The sequence below is a fragment of the Rhizobium sp. WYCCWR 11146 genome (genome assembly GCF_013591995.1).
Classification (GTDB): domain Bacteria; phylum Pseudomonadota; class Alphaproteobacteria; order Rhizobiales; family Rhizobiaceae; genus Rhizobium; species Rhizobium indicum.
Genome location: NZ_JACCEY010000016.1, coordinates 472,066 through 490,342, shown reverse-complemented (window position 1 = coordinate 490,342; position 18,277 = coordinate 472,066). Strand labels below are relative to the sequence as shown.

Sequence of the window (18,277 nt, the reverse complement as noted above, 5' to 3'; positions counted from 1 at the left end):
CTACATCGCCTCTCCCGCTGGGGACAACTGGGAAGAATTCTGACCATGAACAACAATAACGCCATCAAGCAGTCGGGCGCTTATCTCGAAATCGTTTCGTTCCACCTGGGCGATCAGGAATTCTGCATCGACATCATGGCCATCCGCGAGATCCGCGGCTGGGCGCCGGTGACGCCGATGCCGCACACCCCGCCCTACGTCTTGGGTCTCATCAACCTACGCGGCGCCGTGATCCCCGTTATCGACATGGCCTGCCGCCTCGGCATGAAAATGACCGAGCCCTCCGAGCGCTCGGCGATCATCGTCACCGACATCGCCGGCAAGCTGGTCGGCCTGCTGGTCGAGCAGGTTTCCGACATGATGACCATCAAGAGCGAAGACCTGCAGCCGCCGCCGGAAATCATCCCGGAAGCCCAGCGCGCCTTCTGCCGCGGCATCGTCGCGCTCGAAAAGACCATGGTCTGCTTCTTGAACCTCGACACGGTCATTGCCGACGAGCTGACACAGGCGGCCTGAGGAATACTCATATCTGGAATTCGAAGGCCCGGCTCGTCCGGGCCTTTTTGATTTTGGAATGAGCGAAAAAGGGAAGTGGCGCTCTTTCCAAAATCTCACCGCAGAAGCCTTATTGCGGCTTCCCGTTCTTCCACACAACGTTCTGCCCGTAGAGCGGGATGGTCGAGATCGACATCTTCGCCGAACCGTCGGTCAGTTCGCGCGAATGGGCGAGATAGATCAGTGTGTCGTTCGTCTTGTCGTAGATACGGTTGACGACCAACGTCTTCCAGATCAGCGACATGCCCTGGCGGAACACCTCGCTGCCATCCTTGGACAGGTCGATATTGCCGATCTCGATCGGCCCGGTCTGCCGGCAGGCAATGGAATTGTTGGACGGATCCTCGAACCAGTTGCCGTTCTTGAACCGGTCGATCAGGCTGCGGTCGAAATAGGTGACGTGGCAGGTAACGCCCTTGACCTCAGGGTCGGAGACCGCCTCGACGATGATGTCGTTGCCGATCCAGTCGACCCCGACCTTGCCGACGACTTCGGCCGAGGCAGCACCGGCGGAAAGGGCGGCGAAGGAGAAGGCGGCGAGGAGAAGATTGCGCAGTCTGGACATGGCGGCTCCCTGAATATCCGCATTCTAGATAAGCATGCACTCATGCTTTGCAAGAAAACGGCCTTTGCGGAAAGGGATCAGCCTTTTCGGCAGGTGCAGGGCTCATAGGCCTGCGCCGTCAGCCGGCCGGGTCTCATGCCGATCAGCGCCGGTATAGCATGGACGGCATGGGCCTTGACCGCTCTCGCCATCTCGATTGCCGCCGCTGCGCAGACGGCGGCATCCTCGGCGGCGTTATGATGCACGAAACGCAGGCCGAGATGCTCGGCGATCAGGTTCAGCCGGTGCGAGAGGAAATGCGGCCAGATCCGCTGCGCCATCATCAGGCTGCAGAGATAGGTAAGCTCAGGATAGGATTGCCGGTAGAGATCGAGACTCGCCCGCCAGACGCTGAAATCGAAGGCCGCATTGTGCGCGATCATCGTCGCGCCGCGAAAATCCTCCTCGAACTCATCCATTACCTCGGGGAACTCGGGCGCGTCCTCGACATGCTCCGGCCGGATGCCGTGGATTGCGATGTTCATCCCTGAAAAGCGCATGTCCCGCGGCCGGATCAGCCGCTCCTCGACGCGCGTCACCCTGCCGTCCTCGATCCAGGCAAGGCCGACGGAACAGGCGCTGCCGCGCTGTTCGTTCGCCGTCTCGAAGTCAATCGCGATAGTTTTCAATGCCGCAGTCCGAATCGTTTCTTCCGGCACAGGAATACCGCCCCGCTTCTGGCCGCGCAAATTCGACACGACGCCCGGTTGACTTTTTAACCCGCATATCGAAACTTATTGCCATGATCGGTTCCCTAACCATGTCAGCGCTTATCCATCACACCACGACCCTTGAAGGGTACGCGGGAGCGATGGCGCGTTAGCAGCGATCCGATCATCATCCCGAAACCCTGCCGAGGCGAGCAGGGTTTTCGGAAACCGGCTCTCCTCCCGACCACGATGGAGAGCATGAATGTCTGAAAACGAAGAGAATGAACCTCGCGGCCGAGCGCGCTTGCCGGATGGCGTCCTCGTGCGCGCCGTCCGCCTGTCCGATGCGGAGGAGATCACCGATCTCATAAATCTGCCGAGCTACCGGGCCGGCACCTTACGGCCGCCATATCAGAGGATCGAAGAGGTTCGCAAACACATGGAAAATCCGTCGCCCGGCGCGCTCAACCTCGTCGTCACCCAGGACGGCAAAATCGTCGGCAATAGCGGCCTCAACCGTCTTTCCGGCCGCCGGCAGCACGTCGCCAGCATCGGCATGGGTGTGCATGACGACTTCACCGGCCGCGGCTTCGGACGGATCCTGCTCGGAGCAATGGTCGATGCTGCTGACGACTGGCTCGATATCAAACGTCTGGAACTGACCGTCTACACCGATAACGATGTTGCCATCGGCCTCTACCGGAAATTCGGCTTCGAGCAGGAAGGGCTGCTGAAGGCCTTCGGATATCGCGCCGGTCAATATGTCGACGCCTATACGATGGCGCGGCTCAGGCTATGAGCAACGGGGCTGGCGGTTTGCCGTCAGCCCCTCACCCGCTGATCAGCGCCAGCCACTCGTCCTCGTCCATCGTCTGCACGCCGAGCTCACGCGCCTTGTCGAGCTTGGAGCCGGCGCCGGGGCCGGCGACGACGATGTCGGTCTTCTTGGAGACCGATCCCGCCACCTTGGCGCCGAGACTTTCAGCCCTCGCCTTCGCCTCGTCGCGGGTGAACTTTTCCAGCGAGCCGGTGAAAACCACGGTCTTGCCGGCGACCGGGCTGCCTGCCGTCTTCGGTTGTTCGGCCTCCTCGGGCGTCACTTCCTCAATAAGCCGGGTGATCACCTCGACATTGCGCGGCTCCTTGTAGAATTCGACGATGGCGCGCGCCACGACCTCGCCGATACCCTCGATGGCGTTGAGATCGTTCCAGGCGTCGCCGGAAAGCGCCTCGGCCTCGCGCATTGCGGTTTCAAAGGCCGCATAGGTGCCGTAGGAGCGCGCCAAGAGCTTCGCTGTGGTCTCGCCGACATGACGGATGCCGAGCGCGTAGATGAAGCGGTGGAGCGCAATGCTGCGCCGTTCGGTGATCGCCGCATAGAGCTTGCCGACGCTGACCTTGCCGAAGCCGTCGATATTCTCCAGCTTGGTCAGCGATTGCTGCTGACGCTTCTCCAGCGTGAAGATATCGGGCGCAGTGCGGATCTGCAGCGACGCGTCCTCGTTTTCGAAGAAGAAGTCGATCTGCTTCGAACCGAGCCCTTCAATATCGAAAGCGTTGCGCGAAACGAAGTGCTTCAGATGCTCGGTCGCCTGCGCCCTGCAGATGAAACCGCCGGTGCAGCGGGTGACCGAATCGAGCTTGCCGGTCTTCTCATGTCTTTCGCGCACGGCATGCGAACCGCAGACCGGGCAGGTCTTCGGAAATTCGTAGGGCCTGGCCTCGGCCAAGCGCTTCTCCATGACGACGTCGAGTACCTGCGGAATGACGTCGCCGGCGCGCTGCACGATGACGGTATCACCAATGCGGATATCGTGCTCGTCGTCGCGGATGCGTTCGCCGCTATTGCCGATGCCCTGGATGTAATCCGCGTTGTGCAGCGTCGCATTGGTGACGACCACGCCACCGACGGTGATCGGCGTCAATCGCGCGACAGGTGTGAGGGCGCCGGTGCGGCCGACTTGGATGTCGATATTCTCGACGATCGTGAATGCCTGTTCGGCAGGAAACTTGTGCGCCGTCGCCCAGCGCGGCGAACGCGAGCGGAAGCCGAGACGGGCCTGCAGCTCGAGACTGTCGACCTTGTAGACGACGCCGTCGATGTCGTAGTCGAGATCCGGGCGCTCGAGACCGATCTCGTCATAATGCGACAGGATGTCGGCGACCGAGTTCAGCCGCTTCATCAGAGGGTTCACGGGGAAACCCCAATCCTTGAAGGTCTGCACCATCCCAAATTGCGTGTCGGCGGGCATTTCCGACATCTCGCCCCAGGCGTAGGCGAAGAATTTCAGCTTGCGGCTCGCCGTCACCTTGGCGTCGAGCTGGCGCAGCGATCCGGCAGCCGTATTACGCGGATTGACATAGGTCTGCTTGCCCTCCGCCTCCATCTGCCGGTTCAGCGCCAGGAAGTCGCTCTTGGCCATATAGACTTCACCGCGGATCTCCACGACGGCGGGAACACCCTTCGGCAGCTCGTTGGGGATCTCGGCGATGGTGCGGATATTGGCGGTGACATTCTCACCCGTCGTGCCGTCGCCGCGTGTCGCTGCCGTCACCAGCCTGCCGTTTTCGTAACGGATCGACATCGAGAGCCCGTCGATCTTCGGTTCGGCGGTAAAGGCGATCGACTGGTCCGGCAGCCGGCCGAGGAAGCGATAGACGCCGGCGACGAAATCCTGCACGTCCTCCTGCGAGAAAGTATTGTCGAGCGACAGCATCGGCCGCGCATGGACGACAGGCGAGAACGTGACGGAGGGCGCTGCACCGACATGCCGCGATGGGCTGTCTTCGCGGATCAACTCGGGAAACCGCACTTCCAGCGCATCGTTGCGGCGCTTCAGCGCGTCGTAATCAGCATCCGAAATCTCCGGCCGGTCCTTGCCGTGATAGAGCGCATCGTGATGCGCAATCTCCTTTGCCAGCCGTTCAAGCTCGACGGCAGCCTCTTCGATCGTCAACGTGTCGACGGTGGAACCTTCGGTGGGCATGGAACATCACTCCAGAGAATCTGCATTGTTTTTTAGAGCAAAATTTCCGGATGAAAAGAGAGGCCGCGTATCCGCCGTCGGGAGGATCGGCCTGCTCACCTCTCCTCCTCCATTCCTGTGCCTGTCACAGGAATCCAGCCACGGCGCCTCTGCGCCGTGAATGACTCTCTTTCAAGGAAGAAGAATCTCCCGCGCCCAAGGACTTGGTCGCGCTGGATCCCTGTGACGAGCACAGGGATGAGGGAGATTGAGGTGAGCTTTCGCGCCGACTTTCATGCCTTGGAACCCTTGTCACCGCCCTATTCCCAATCGTTCGCATTACGCAACCTGATGCCACTGACATGCAGGCTGGTGCCCCAGAGCCCTTTCAGCGGCGTCAGCGTGTCCACCACCCGAAGCTCCACCTTGCGCGGCGCAAACTCCTGGTCGAGCCGCGAGATGGCGGTGCGCTCGATGGGAACAACGCGTCTGCGGGCCACCCACATGCCAGCATCATCCAGATCCTCGAAGCCCTCGGCCGGCAGCTCGTAGCGGTGGATGGTATCCGCTTCGAGCCTCTCCAGCCAATGGCGCTCTACGTAGGCAACGGCCCGCCAGTCGCCGAGCCAGCGCCGCCGTTCGGCCTCCAGCGTATCGGCTGTCGCCCAGAGCAGGATGCGGGGACAATCGCGCGGAAAGAGATACATGAAATCATGATCGGCATCGATTGCCCAGACGAGCGGACCGTTCAGCCATTCCCGGCCGGGCGCGCGGGCAGACGGGACGCGAACCGAACGTGGCTCGAACGCAGCAATACCGGAATCGTCGCTGAAATGGAAAAGCCGCATGGCATGAGCTCGCCGCCGATCGGGAAGCTTCAGCGCATATCGCGCCGCGGGATGATTGTCATCCCGCCGGCCCGAGCGGAAAGAGCATCGGAAGAAAAATCAGCCGTTGCCGGCGAGCAGCCGCTTCGCCGCCGCCCTCGCCTCTTCGGTGACCGAAGCCCCGGCCAGCATACGGGCGATCTCCTCGGTGCGATCCTTTTGCGCCATCGTGGCGACGCGCGTGGCGATCTTTTCCGAACCGTCGGCCGACGGTCCCTTGGAAATCAACAGATGCGTCGCAGCCCGCGCCGCGACCTGCGGCGCATGCGTGACCGACAACACCTGCACCCGCTCCGACAGCCGCTTCAGCCGCTGGCCGATCGCATCGGCCACCGCGCCGCCGACGCCGGTATCGATTTCATCGAAGACGAGCGTCGGAGCCGATCCGCGATCGGCAAGCGCCACTTTCAGCGCCAGCAGGAAACGCGACAGCTCGCCGCCCGAGGCGACCTTCATGATCGAGCCCGGCCGCGTGCCGGGATTGGTCTGAACATGGAACTCGACGACGTCGATGCCTTCGGCGAGCGCCTCCCCTGCATCCGTGGTAATCTCGACCATAAAACGGGCGCGTTCGAGTTTAAGCGCCGGCAGCTCGGCCATGACGGCCCCAGCCAGTGCGGTGCCGGCACGATGGCGCTTGTCAGACAGCGAGCGCGCCGCCGCATCGTAATTTTCCCGCGCTAGGCCGACCTCGGCGTCGAGCCGCGCAAGCCGCTCCTCGCCCGCGTCGAGATCGGCAAGATCGGCGATCATGCGCACAGCTAACGCCGGCAGCTCAGTGACGGGCACGGAATATTTGCGCGAGGCGGCCCTGAGCGCGAAAAGCCGCTCCTCCACCCGCTCCAGCTCTCTCGGATCGTATTCGGTCTTGCGCAGCGCCGCCTCGACTTCCATCTGCGCGTTGGAAAGCTGGTCGAGCGCGGCATCAAGCAGCGTCACAGTGTCTTCGAGCAGTCCCGGCGCCTCATGGCTCTTGCGCTCGAGCCGGCGCACCAGCGAGGCGATATGGGGCACCGGCGAGGCATTGCCGTTCAGGAATTCGGACGCCTCGGCGATATCGCCGGCGATTCGCTCGGCTTTCATCATCTTCTGCCGGCGATCGGCGAGTTCTTCCTCCTCGCCATCCTGCGGCGAGAGCTTCTCGAGTTCCTCGACGGAAGAGCGCAGATAGTCGGCTTCGCGCGCCGCACTTTCCACCTTCTCGCGGTGCTTCTTCAGCGTCCGCTCGCTGTCGCGCCACAGGCGATAGAGCCGGGAGATCTCCGAAACCTCGTCGGTGAGGCCGGCGAAGGCATCGAGCAGAGTGCGGTGGGCATTGGTGTCGACAAGGGCGCGATCGTCGTGCTGACCGTGGATTTCGACCAGCATCTGACCGGCCTGGCGCATCAATTGCACGCTGACCGGCTGGTCGTTGACATAGGCCTTGGTGCGTCCGTCCGCTGATTGCTGGCGGCGGAAGATCAGATCGCCCTCGTCGTCGATGCCGTTTCCACGCAGGAGTGTGCGGGCGCCGTGTTCCATGCCGACGTCGAACACCGCCGTCACCTGGCCCTTGTCCTCGCCATGACGCACCAGGTCGCCGTCGCCGCGTCCACCGAGCGCCAGCGACAGGCTGTCGAGCAGGATGGATTTGCCCGCCCCGGTCTCGCCCGTCAGCACGGAGAGGCCGGTCTCGAAGGCAAGATCCAGCCGCTCGATCAGGACGATATCGCGGATCGAAAGCTGGATCAGCATTGGCCTCAGGAACCGAGAAGAAGTTTCTTGCCCGCTGCGGCGATCCACGAGCCCTTGTTTTCACGTGGCTCGGCACCGCCGCTCTGCAGCAGCTTGTAGGAATCAGCATACCACTGGCTGTCGGGATAATTGTGACCGAGAACGGCAGCGGCTGTCTGCGCCTCGTCGACGATGCCCATGGAATAATAAGCTTCGACGAGACGCGCTAAGGCCTCTTCGATCTGGTTCGTATTCGGATATTTCTCGACGACGATACGGAAGCGCGAGATCGCGGCGAGATATTCCTTCCGCTCCATGTAGTAGCGGCCGATCTGCATTTCCTTGCCGGCGAGCTGGTCGCGCGAAAAGCGGATCTTGGCCTGTGCGTCGTCGACATATTCGGAGTTCGGATAGTTGTCGATGACGGCCTGCATCGCCTCGATCGTCTTGGCCGAGGCGCGCTGGTCCTGCGTCACGTCGACGATCTGCTTGGAATAGGTGAGACCAATGAGATACTGCACATAGGCGGCATCCTGGGATTTCGGATATTGCGACATGTAGCGGTTGCCGGAAGCAAGCGCATCGTCTAAACGGCCCTGGCGATATTTGACGAAGGTGCTCATCACGAGCGCTTTGCGCGCCCATTCGGAAAAAGGGTTCTCGCGGTCGATCGCGTCGAACTTGCGCGCCGCTTCCGCCATGTTGCCGGCCTTCATATTGGCCAGGCCCTGGGTGTAGAGCACGTCAGGCGGATCGGTTTCGAGACCGAGCTTGGTGATGTCGATGTCGGGATCCGACTGGCAACCGGAGATCAAGGCGCCTGCGCTGAGCACCAGAAGCGATGCGAACAAGGCGCGCGCTGTCTTCATCATACCTTCAGATCCTGCATAACCCATTCGAAAGAACCCCACTGCTGCCGCTCTCTCCACGGCAGCCACGCCTCGCTGGCGTTTCTAGCCACAAATGTGCATCAAGAGCAACGCAATGATAAGGCATTAACGCATTTTTGTGGCAGCAGCCGCAGAATGATCGGCTTTTCAACTTCTTCCCGACCTGTGGCGGCCAAGCATCGGTCTATTGCCGTAGACACGCCCGACATAAAAAAACCGCCTCCGGGAAAGAGGCGGCCTGGTCTTGAGAATATGCTGGAGGTCATGCCGACCAGGGAGCGAATTCCGAAGCACTGACCGCGATCAGTTCGCGGGCAGCGACGCGCTGGCGCGGCGTCGACGTCTCGACCACTTCGTAGGCGGAGGAATCGGCGAGCAGCGCCTTTAGCGCATTGGCATTCATCTTGTGACCGCCGCGATAGGAACGGTAGCAACCGATGAACTGGACGCCGGCAAGCGACAGATCGCCGACGGCATCGAGCGTCTTGTGGCGGACGAATTCATCCTTGGCGTAACGCAGCCCTTCGACGTTGATGACGGTGTTGTCGTCCGAGATGACGACGGAATTTTCGAGTGAGGACCCGAGCGCGTGGCCCGACGCCCAGAGACGCTCGACATCGCGCATGAAGCCGAAGGTGCGGGCGCGGGAAAGCTCGGCCTTGAAGACGGCGGGTGTCATGTCGCCGGCCCACTTCTGCCGGCCGATCAGCGGGCACTCGAAATCGATTTCGACTTCGAAGCGTGTACCGTCATAAGGACGGAATTCGCTCCAGGAGCCGCCATGCTCGATTCGCACCGGCTTGGTGATACGGATATAGCGGCGCTTGACGCCGAGCGAGACGAGACCGACCTGCTCGATTGCCTCGACGAAGGGCAGCGAGCTGCCGTCCATGATCGGCATTTCGGAGCCCTGCACCTCGATCACCACATTGTCGAGGCCGAGCGCATAGACGGCGGCCATGACATGCTCGATCGTCGCAACCGAATGGGCCGGCGAGAATCCGAGCACGGTGCAGAGGTCGGTATTGCCGACCTGCGAGGAGACGGCCTTGAGTTCGGTGATGTCGCCATTGTCATGCAGGCGCTGGAAAACGACGCCGGTGTCCGATTCGGCCGGATTCAGGGTGATCGAGACTTCCGCACCAGAATGGACCCCGGTGCCCGAAAGCGTCACCGGACGCGATACCGTCGTTTGAAAACCCAGCAAGCCAATCGCCATAAATTCTGCCTTTTATTCTTCCGTACCGGCGGTCTGCCCGATCGGCACGGTCATCGTTCATTCTGCAACCGGAGCCTGTCGAAAGGTCTCCTAGGGGCAGTTTCATTGCACCATACTTACGTGCGCCAGCGCTCCAATCCAAATCACTGTTTCTTTCGCTTTGTTACGAAGTCACGCGATTGAAATTGCTCGCGAATCGCAGGCTGAAAAACAGCAATGCCCGGGACCTTGATCCCGGGCATAAACGGTGCTGAAGCAGCTCCTCAGTTCGACTGGCGACGCAGGAATGCCGGGATTTCCAGCTGGTCGTCTTCCTGCATCATCCGGGCCTGCGGAACCGCGCGGCCCTGGTCGTCGAGGTTGCCGCGGCGCGGTGCGTAGAGGCTTGCCTCGGGCGACAGCGGACGGCGCTGCTGCGAAGCGGCCGGCGGTGCTGCCGTCATATCGGCGGCAACGGCGTCGTCGTCGCGGCGGCCAAGCGAATTGGTGATTCGCTTGAGCAGGCCCATCGGGCCGCGCTCCTCCGCCGCGTGCGCGGAAGCCGGCTGCGTGCGGTGGTCGAGTTCGGCCTGGACGACCGGCGGGAAATCCTCAACCTTCGGCATGCGCACCGGTTCGGCCTGGCGGATGGTCGGCTCCTGCCGGACCGGCTGCTGCTGGACCGGCTGACTTATGACCGGCTGGCTCATGACGGGCGCCGGAGCCTGCTGCTGCACCTGAGGACGCATTGCCGGAGCTTCCGGCGCAGGCGCGAAGATCTTGCTCTGCGGACGGAAGGCTTCCTGCTGTGCCGCCGGCTGCTGCAGCGGTGCGGCAGCACGCGGGGCCGGAATTTCGAGCTCGCGTTCCATCTCGGCTTCGCGGATGGTCTGCGCGATCGGATCCATGGCCTTCGGTGCCTGCATCACGGGGGCAGGCTGTACTGCGGCCGCTGCCGGAGCAACAGCCGCGGAGGGACGGATAGCGGGCCTTGCTGCCGGCTGGAGGTTGCGTTCGGCGGCTTCGTTCATCGCCCGGTCGATGCCGGTTGCGACGACCGAGACGCGGATGATGCCTTCGAGCGATTCGTCGAAGGTGGCGCCGAGGATGATGTTGGCGTCAGGATCGACTTCCTCGCGGATGCGGGTCGCGGCTTCGTCGACTTCGAAGAGGGTGAGGTCGCGACCGCCGGTGATGGAGATCAGCAGGCCCTGGGCGCCCTTCATCGAGGTTTCGTCGAGCAGCGGGTTGGCGATCGCAGCCTCTGCAGCCTGCAGCGCGCGGCCGGAGCCGGAAGCTTCGCCGGTGCCCATCATCGCGCGGCCCATCTCGCGCATCACCGAGCGGACGTCGGCGAAGTCGAGGTTGATGAGGCCTTCCTTGACCATCAGGTCGGTGATGCAGGCAACGCCGGAATAGAGAACCTGGTCAGCCATGGCGAAGGCATCGGCGAAGGTCGTCTTGTCGTTGGCAATGCGGAAGAGGTTCTGGTTCGGAATGACGATCAGCGTATCGACAGACTTCTGCAGTTCCTGGATGCCCATCTCGGCCAGGCGCATGCGGCGCCCGCCTTCGAAATGGAACGGCTTGGTGACGACGCCGACCGTCAGGATGCCCTTGTTGCGGGCCGCCTGCGCGACAACCGGAGCAGCACCTGTGCCGGTGCCGCCGCCCATGCCGGCGGTGACGAAGCACATATGTGTGCCGTTCAGGTGATCGACGATCTCGTCGATGCACTCCTCGGCCGCCGCGCGGCCGACTTCCGGCTGCGAGCCGGCACCGAGGCCTTCGGTGACGTTGACGCCGAGCTGGATGATGCGCTCGGCCTTCGTCATCGTCAGCGCCTGCGCATCCGTGTTGGCGACGACGAAGTCGACGCCCTGGAGGCCGGCGGTAATCATGTTGTTGACGGCATTGCCGCCACCGCCGCCAACGCCGAACACGGTGATGCGCGGCTTCAGCTCTGTGATGTCAGGCTTTTGCAGCTTGATGGTCATGGTACCTGTTCCTTCTCTCTCTGGCCGCATCGCCACGCCGGCCAATTACTCAATTTCAGAAACTTTCCTTCAGCCACTGGCCCATGCGGGCAATGCGGCTGTTATTTCCTCCAAGCGACATGAGCAGACCGCTCTGTGACGCATGTGTCTCCATGTCCGCGACCTGCGGATAGATCATCAGTCCGACGGCCGTCGAAAAGGCCGGGCCCTTCGCCGCTGTCGGCAACCCCGAGACGCCCATCGGACGGCCGATGCGGACGTTGCGGGCGAGGATACGCCGCGCCACGTCGGCAAGGCCGGTCAGTTGGCTCGCTCCGCCGGTCAGCACGACGCGCTTGCCGACGATCGGGCTGAAGCCGGAGCGCTGGATGCGGTCGCGGATCAGTTCCATCGTCTCTTCGATTCGGGCCGAGACGATGCGCGAAACCAGTGCCCGCGGCACCTGCGACGGCTGGTCGCGATCGTCCTCGCCGATCGGCGGGATCGAGATCAGCTCGCGCTCGTCTGAGGAATTCGAAAGCGCCGAGGCATGCACGACCTTCAGCCGCTCCGCATCCTCGATGCGGGTCGAAAGGCCGCGCGCCAGGTCGGTAGTAACGTGATGGCCGCCGAGGCCGACGGCATCCGTATGAACGAGCTTGCCCTCGGCAAAGACCGAAATCGTCGTCGTGCCGCCGCCCAAGTCGATCGCCGCGCAGCCGAGCTCGACCTCATCGTCGACGAGAGCCGCAAGACCCGATGCATAGGGCGTCGCGACGATGCCCTCGACCGACAGATGCGCACGATTGACGCTAAGCTCGAGGTTCTTCAGCGCCGAGCGCTCCGCCGTCACCACATGCATGTCGACGCCGAGCGCATCGCCGTACATCGCCAGCGGATCGCGGATGCCGCGCTCGCCGTCGAGCGAGAAGCCGGTCGCCAGCGAATGCAGCACCGAGCGGTCCTGGCGCAGCGACTGCTGGCAAGCGGCCGACAGCACCTTCTTCAGATCGTTGAGTTCGACTTCCTGGCCACCGAGATCGATCGTCGCGGTGTAGATGTCACTGCCGAGGCGGCCGGCCGTCAGGTTGACGATCAGGCTCTCGACCGTCAGCCCCGCCATGCGCTCGGCCGCATCGACGGCAAGGCGGATGACACCTTCCAATGCGTCGAGATCGGCGATGACGCCGGTCTTGATGCCGCGCGAGCGCTGATGGCCGATGCCGATGATCTCGATATTGTGCGTGCGGCCCGGCAGGATCTGGCTTTCCTCGCGCGGCGTCAGCCGGCCGATCATGCAGACGACCTTGGTGGAACCGATGTCGAGCACCGAAACGACATGTGACCGCTTCGACGAAAGCGGCTTCAGGCGCGGCAATCCGAAATGGGATGAACCGAACAAGCTCATATATTCTGCCCCGCCTTCTTCAATTCTTTCGTGCGCTCCGTCACTGCCGTCTGCCTGCGGACCGCCGCCTCCGGCGTCAGCTGGATCGCGGTTCTGTCGGCCAGCCTGAGATCGACTGCGGCAATGTCCCGCTCGAGGAGCTGATGCTCCTTGTCGAACTTCGAAAGCGTCGCCAGTGCCTGGTCGATACCGTCTTCCGGCAGCTTGACGACGACGCCGTTATCCATGTGCAGGTCCCAGCGACGGCCGGATATCCAGACATAGGCCTTTACGCGGGCCTTCACGTCGGGCCACTTCGAGAAGGCTTCGTCGAGCGAAGCAGCCGCCGTTTCGGCATCGCGGCCGACGACGAGCGGCAGCGCCGAAAACTTGTTGTCCCGCAGCGGCGCAATGACGCTGCCGTTCTTCTCGATCAGGGAAAGCTCCTGCCCGTGCTGCCAGATCGCATAGGCCCGGCGCTCCTTGAGCTTCACCTCGATCGTCTTCGGATAGATCTTGCGCACCTCGACATTTTCGACCCAGGGAAGATGCGCGATCTTTCTGCGGGCGGCATCGACGTCGAGGGCGACCAGCGAGGTCGTGCCGTCAAGGCCGATCAACTGCAGGATCTCGATTTCGGAGGTCTCCGAATTGCCGGAGACCTTGACGTCCTCGATCGCAAAACCTGCGGCCGTCGTCGTCGCCTGCGCCACGGCTTCCGTGTGGCCGCCGAGCGACATGCCGTAAAGCCCCGTCGCGCCTAAGAAAGCGAGCGCCGAGACCGTGCCCGTATGAACAGGAATGTAGATGCGGCCACTGCAGAGACTGATCAGGAAGCGCGTGACCCGGCGCAGCGGACGCGGCAGCACGAACCGCTCTTCGGCCTCCACGATCGGAAGCACGGCATGATGGCTGGGGCGCCCTATCCTCTTGACTGTCAACGCAAACAAGACGCGTCCTCCACCATCCACCGGAGAAACCGACCAAAGGAATAACCGGCATGGCCGGCCATTTCGGGCACGAGCGAGGTTGGAGTCATCCCTGGCTGGGTATTGACCTCCAGCCAGATGATTTCGCCGTCTTCGGAGAAACGATCGTCGTAACGAAAGTCGGACCGACTGACGCCGCGACAACCGATTGCCTGATGCGCCCTTAGGGACAATGTTTGTATTTTTTGGTAAATATTCGGTGAAATTTTCGCGGGGATGACGTGTTTTGAACCGCCTGCCGCATACTTGGAGTCGTAATCATAGAAATTGTGTCCCTGCGGCACCACTTCCGTGACACCAAGCGGAGTTTCGCCCATGACACCGCAGGTCAGCTCGCGACCGTAAACATAGCGCTCGACGAGCACCTCTTCACCGTAACGCCATTCGGGCGAGCTGACGATCTGTGGCGGATGCGCCTGATCTTCGGTGACGATGACGACGCCGAAGCTCGACCCTTCGCGGACGGGTTTCACCACATAGGGCGGCTTCATCGGATGCGTCGAGGGAAAGGCGAAACGGTTGACCACCTGTGATTCGGCCACCGGAATGCCGGCGGCGCCGGCAACGAGCTTCGCCTTGTCCTTGTCCATCGCCAGCGCCGAGGCAAGCACGCCCGAATGCGTATAGGGGATCTCGAGATATTCGAGGATGCCCTGAATGGTGCCGTCCTCGCCGAACGGGCCGTGAAGCGCATTGAAGACGACATCGGGCTTCAGCGCGGCAAGCTTCTCGGAAACGTCGCGCGCCACGTCGATGCGCGTCACGTCGAAGCCCTCTGCCTCGAGAGCTTCTGCGCAAGCCTTTCCCGAGGAAAGGCTGACAGGCCTTTCCGAGGAAAATCCGCCCATCAGGACAGCGACATGCTTGCGACTCATCAACACCCCCAAAAAATAACTTCCATTTTCGAAATCGACGCTTGCGCGAAGCTGTCTGCACCGTTTCGGGCCTTTGTCCGACCTGGGTGCACTAGAGCATCATTATGGTTAATGAAGTGTTTACTTTCGTTAACTTCGTATTGCCGCGCCCTTGATTTTTTAACCTTCTCTTCTTCGGGATTGCCAGATCGAAGACGCCGCCGATCCGCGAAAACAGAAAAACCCGCACGGAAAAACCGCGCGGGCTCAATGGGATAGCTCGTTGTTTGCAGTCAGTCGGCGTCGTCGAGGAATTTCCATACGAGCCCGCCGAGCGCCCCACCCGCAAGCGGCGCAATCCAGAACAACCAGAGCTGCTGCAGCGCCCAGCCGCCGACGAAAAGCGCCTGGCCGGTGGAACGGGCCGGATTGACCGAGGTATTCGTCACCGGGATAGAAACGAGATGGATCAGCGTCAGCCCGAGGCCGATCGCCAGCGGCGCGAAGCCCGCAGGCACCCGGCTGCTGGTCGACCCCAAGATGATGATCAGGAAGAACATGGTCAGCAGCACTTCGATCAGCAGCGCCGAAAGCAGTGAATAACCACCCGGAGAGTGCTCGCCATATCCGTTGGCGGCAAAGCCGCCGAGTTCGAAACCCGCCTTGCCGCTGGCGATGAGATAAAGCAGCGCCGCCGCGGCGATGGCGCCGACAACCTGCACGACGATATAGGGAACGAGGCGCCCCGCCGGAAACCGTCCGGCAACTGTAAGGCCAAGCGAGACCGCCGGATTGAAATGACCGCCCGAAATGCCGCCCACGGCATAGGCCATGGTGAGCACCGTCAGACCGAACGCAAAGGCCACGCCGACAAAACCAATTCCAAGCTCGGGATAGGCCGCGGCCAGCACGGCACTGCCGCATCCGCCGAAGACCAGCCAGAACGTGCCGAGAAATTCGGCAACAAGACTCTTTTGCATGGATATCTCCTCTGCCCTCAACCAGAGGGTTAACAATGAATCTGTTACAATTCGATTCCGGTCAAGCACGCGGGCAACGCCACGGCAAGCCTCGCGCAAGGAAGGAAAACCCAAGGATTTGAGATGACGCCGGGGGACGCGAGCCGGTAATGCATGCGGCCGCGTCCCCTGTACCGACTGCATGTTTTGACGTTTTCTCGGATCTGAAATTGCGTTAAGACCCGCCCGCCTCCCAAGGCGCTTCACAAAAATACTGATTGGAATGAAAATGACAGACGCGATCTCCGCATCGCCGACTCCTGCCTCGAACAGTGCGCAAGTCAATTCCCCGGCTCGCGTTCTCATCGCCAGCCTTGTCGGCACCACCATCGAATTCTTCGACTTCTACGTCTACGCGACGGCAGCCGTCCTCGTCTTCCCGCATCTCTTTTTCCCGGCAAGTGATTCGAACGCCGCAACGCTGCAGTCGCTCGTCACCTTCTCGATCGCCTTCTTCGCCCGCCCCATCGGCGCCGTGATTTTTGGCCATTTCGGCGATCGCATCGGCCGCAAGGCGACGCTCGTCGCCGCGCTGATGACGATGGGGCTTTCGACCGTCCTGATCGGCATGCTGCCGGGCTATGATGCGATCGGCATCGCGGCACCCTTGTTGCTGGCGCTTTGCCGCTTCGGTCAGGGCCTCGGCCTTGGCGGCGAATGGGGCGGCGCCGTTCTGCTTGCCACCGAAAACGCTCCTCCCGGCAAGCGCAGCTGGTACGCCATGTTCCCGCAGCTCGGCGCGCCGATCGGCTTCATCCTCTCCTCCGGCTTCTTCCTCATCCTGGCGGAAACGATGAGCAACGAGGATTTCCTCGACTACGGATGGCGCATTCCCTTCATCGCCAGCCTCGCCCTCGTCGCCGTCGGCCTCTATGTCCGTCTGAAGATCGCCGAGACGCCGGAATTCCGCAAAGCCGTCGAAAAGCACGAGCGCGTCGCCGTGCCGATCGAGGTGGTCTTCCGCAACCATCTGCGTAGCCTGATCCTCGGCACCTTCATCGCCGTTGCGACCTTTGTGCTGTTCTACCTGATGACGGTCTTCACGCTCTCCTGGGGTACGACACCTCTGGAAAAGGGTGGGCTCGGTTACTCCCGCGAGCAGTTCCTGGTCGTCCAGCTTGTCGGCGTCCTCTTCTTCGGCCTGACGATCCCGCTTTCCGGCTGGCTCTCCGATCTCTATTCACGCCGCATCATCCTGACGCTGACGACGATTGCCATCGCCATCTTCGGCTTCTTCTACGCGACGCTGTTGACCAGCGGTCTCACAGGCGCTTTCCTGTGCTCGATCATCGGCCTCGGCTTGATGGGCTTCACCTATGGTCCGATCGGCGCTGCGCTCGCCGCCCCCTTCCCGACCACAGTGCGCTATACCGGCGCCTCGATGACCTTCAACCTCGGCGGCATCTTCGGCGCTTCGCTCGCCCCTTATATCGCCACCTGGCTCGCCACCCATTATAGTCTGGACTATGTCGGCTACTACCTCGCTGCCTCGGCAGTGATCTCGCTGGTCTGCATCCGGTTGTCGGGCCACGAGGAAGTCTGAACCTCGATCAACAAATGAATAACAAGCCGCGGCGCTCTATCGTCGCGGCTTTTTTATTGATGCCGTCAGCACTTCCGGTTAACCGGAACACTCACGGTAAAACGGGGAACAGATCATGCGATGCCTCATTACCGGCGCAGCCGGCTTTGTCGGTGGGCCTCTCGTCGAAAGACTGCATGGAGAGAGGCTATGCGAGCTTGCGGTGACGACGCGATCTGCAGCCGCCAGCTTCCCGACATCTGTGCGGCATTTTCCCGTCGAGATATCCAGTGAAACCGATTGGACGGCTGCTCTCGAGGGTATTGATGTCATCGTCCATCTCGCCGCTCGTGTTCACATCATGCACGACCGCGCAGCCGATCCGCTTGCGGAATTTCGTCGGATCAACACCGCCGCCACGTTGAACCTCGCCGAGCAGGCCGCCCGCGCGGGCGTAAAAAGGTTCGTCTTCATCAGCAGCATCAAGGTCAATGGCGAGGAGAACGATCGGCCCTTCCGGCATGACGATACGCCAATGCCGATCGATCCCTATGGCATTTCGAAGCTGGAAACTGAAATCGGGCTGCATGAAATCGCCGCTCGAACAGGCATGGAAGTCGTCGTCATTCGCCCGCCGCTCGTTTATGGACCCGGCGCGCGGGGCAACTTCGCCCTGCTCGTCGGACTTGTCCGCAAGAAGATACCGCTCCCCTTCGCGTCGCTGAAGAACCGCCGGACACTGGTCGCGCTTCCAAATCTTGTTGATCTGATCATCACTGGGATGAAGCATCCGGGTGCTGCCGGCCAGACCTTTCTCGCAGGCGATGCAGAAGATCTTTCGACTCCCGGGCTTATCGAAGGGATTGCCGCAGGGTTGGGTGTCAAACCGATGCTGCTCCCCTTCCCCCCCGCCCTGTTGCAGATGGGCGCGAGAGTCGCGGGAAAGGACGCCGTCTACCAGCGTCTTTGCGGTTCCCTCCAGGTCGACATATCCCGTGCTCGCGACGTGCTTGGCTGGTCGCCCCTCGTCACGCCGCGCGAAGGCCTGAAGCTTGCGGTGACGTAAA

General features: G+C 61.9%; 16 protein-coding genes. 4 read left to right on the top strand and 12 right to left on the bottom strand.

What is annotated here, in order from left to right; all coding sequences use genetic code 11:
* Window positions 1-45: 45 nt before the first annotated feature.
* The gene (locus tag HX899_RS12370; protein ID WP_003541378.1) at window positions 46-516 is read left to right on the top strand and encodes a chemotaxis protein CheW; all 471 of its coding nucleotides are present in this window, start codon (window positions 46-48) and stop codon (window positions 514-516) included.
* Window positions 517-625: 109 nt separating this feature from the next.
* Here HX899_RS12370 and HX899_RS12365 read toward each other — a convergent pair whose 3' ends face one another.
* Entirely contained in the window at window positions 626-1,120 is a 495-nt protein-coding gene (locus HX899_RS12365) for a CreA family protein (protein ID WP_018074158.1), read from the bottom strand.
* Between the two features lie 77 nt (window positions 1,121-1,197).
* The gene (locus HX899_RS12360) at window positions 1,198-1,788 is read right to left on the bottom strand and encodes a 3'-5' exonuclease (RefSeq protein ID WP_181292568.1); all 591 of its coding nucleotides are present in this window, start codon (window positions 1,786-1,788) and stop codon (window positions 1,198-1,200) included.
* Between the two features lie 283 nt (window positions 1,789-2,071).
* Between HX899_RS12360 and HX899_RS12355 the strand changes: the two genes are divergently transcribed.
* Window positions 2,072-2,608: a GNAT family N-acetyltransferase gene (locus HX899_RS12355; RefSeq protein ID WP_138330527.1), complete on the top strand. Its 537-nt coding sequence runs from the start codon at window positions 2,072-2,074 to the stop codon at window positions 2,606-2,608.
* A gap of 31 nt (window positions 2,609-2,639) precedes the next feature.
* Here HX899_RS12355 and ligA read toward each other — a convergent pair whose 3' ends face one another.
* The 10 genes from ligA to aqpZ all read right to left on the bottom strand — a co-directional run bounded on the left by ligA (window position 2,640) and on the right by aqpZ (window position 15,649).
* Window positions 2,640-4,796: an NAD-dependent DNA ligase LigA gene (gene ligA, locus HX899_RS12350; protein WP_138387079.1), complete on the bottom strand. Its 2,157-nt coding sequence runs from the start codon at window positions 4,794-4,796 to the stop codon at window positions 2,640-2,642.
* A 299-nt stretch (window positions 4,797-5,095) separates the two neighbouring features.
* A complete protein-coding gene (locus tag HX899_RS12345; protein ID WP_138330525.1) occupies window positions 5,096-5,623 on the bottom strand; it encodes a DUF6886 family protein in 528 nt (175 codons plus the stop codon).
* A gap of 99 nt (window positions 5,624-5,722) precedes the next feature.
* Entirely contained in the window at window positions 5,723-7,396 is a 1,674-nt protein-coding gene (gene recN / locus HX899_RS12340; protein ID WP_181292567.1) for a DNA repair protein RecN, read from the bottom strand.
* A 5-nt stretch (window positions 7,397-7,401) separates the two neighbouring features.
* Entirely contained in the window at window positions 7,402-8,271 is an 870-nt protein-coding gene (locus HX899_RS12335; protein ID WP_029873425.1) for an outer membrane protein assembly factor BamD, read from the bottom strand.
* Window positions 8,272-8,527: 256 nt separating this feature from the next.
* A complete protein-coding gene (gene lpxC / locus HX899_RS12330; protein WP_012758277.1) occupies window positions 8,528-9,484 on the bottom strand; it encodes a UDP-3-O-acyl-N-acetylglucosamine deacetylase in 957 nt (318 codons plus the stop codon).
* Window positions 9,485-9,747: 263 nt separating this feature from the next.
* Entirely contained in the window at window positions 9,748-11,460 is a 1,713-nt protein-coding gene (ftsZ, locus tag HX899_RS12325) for a cell division protein FtsZ (protein WP_181292566.1), read from the bottom strand.
* A 55-nt stretch (window positions 11,461-11,515) separates the two neighbouring features.
* Entirely contained in the window at window positions 11,516-12,847 is a 1,332-nt protein-coding gene (ftsA, locus tag HX899_RS12320) for a cell division protein FtsA (RefSeq protein ID WP_012758279.1), read from the bottom strand.
* A complete protein-coding gene (locus HX899_RS12315) occupies window positions 12,844-13,776 on the bottom strand; it encodes a cell division protein FtsQ/DivIB (protein WP_181292565.1) in 933 nt (310 codons plus the stop codon). The genes ftsA and HX899_RS12315 overlap by 4 nt, the downstream gene beginning before the upstream one ends.
* Window positions 13,764-14,690 carry a D-alanine--D-alanine ligase gene (locus tag HX899_RS12310; RefSeq protein ID WP_138387076.1) on the bottom strand — a complete coding sequence of 309 codons (927 nt, stop codon included), beginning with the start codon at window positions 14,688-14,690 and terminating at the stop codon, window positions 13,764-13,766. The genes HX899_RS12315 and HX899_RS12310 overlap by 13 nt, the downstream gene beginning before the upstream one ends.
* Before the next feature lie 272 nt (window positions 14,691-14,962).
* Complete coding sequence (gene aqpZ, locus HX899_RS12305) at window positions 14,963-15,649, bottom strand: aquaporin Z (protein WP_138387075.1); 687 nt, start codon at window positions 15,647-15,649, stop codon at window positions 14,963-14,965.
* Between the two features lie 268 nt (window positions 15,650-15,917).
* Between aqpZ and HX899_RS12300 the strand changes: the two genes are divergently transcribed.
* Both HX899_RS12300 and HX899_RS12295 read left to right on the top strand, forming a co-directional pair.
* On the top strand, window positions 15,918-17,231 hold the full coding sequence (locus tag HX899_RS12300) for an MFS transporter (protein WP_181292564.1): 1,314 nt from the start codon (window positions 15,918-15,920) through the stop codon (window positions 17,229-17,231).
* A 115-nt stretch (window positions 17,232-17,346) separates the two neighbouring features.
* Window positions 17,347-18,276 carry an SDR family oxidoreductase gene (locus HX899_RS12295; RefSeq protein WP_181292563.1) on the top strand — a complete coding sequence of 310 codons (930 nt, stop codon included), beginning with the start codon at window positions 17,347-17,349 and terminating at the stop codon, window positions 18,274-18,276.
* Window position 18,277 lies beyond the last annotated feature (1 nt).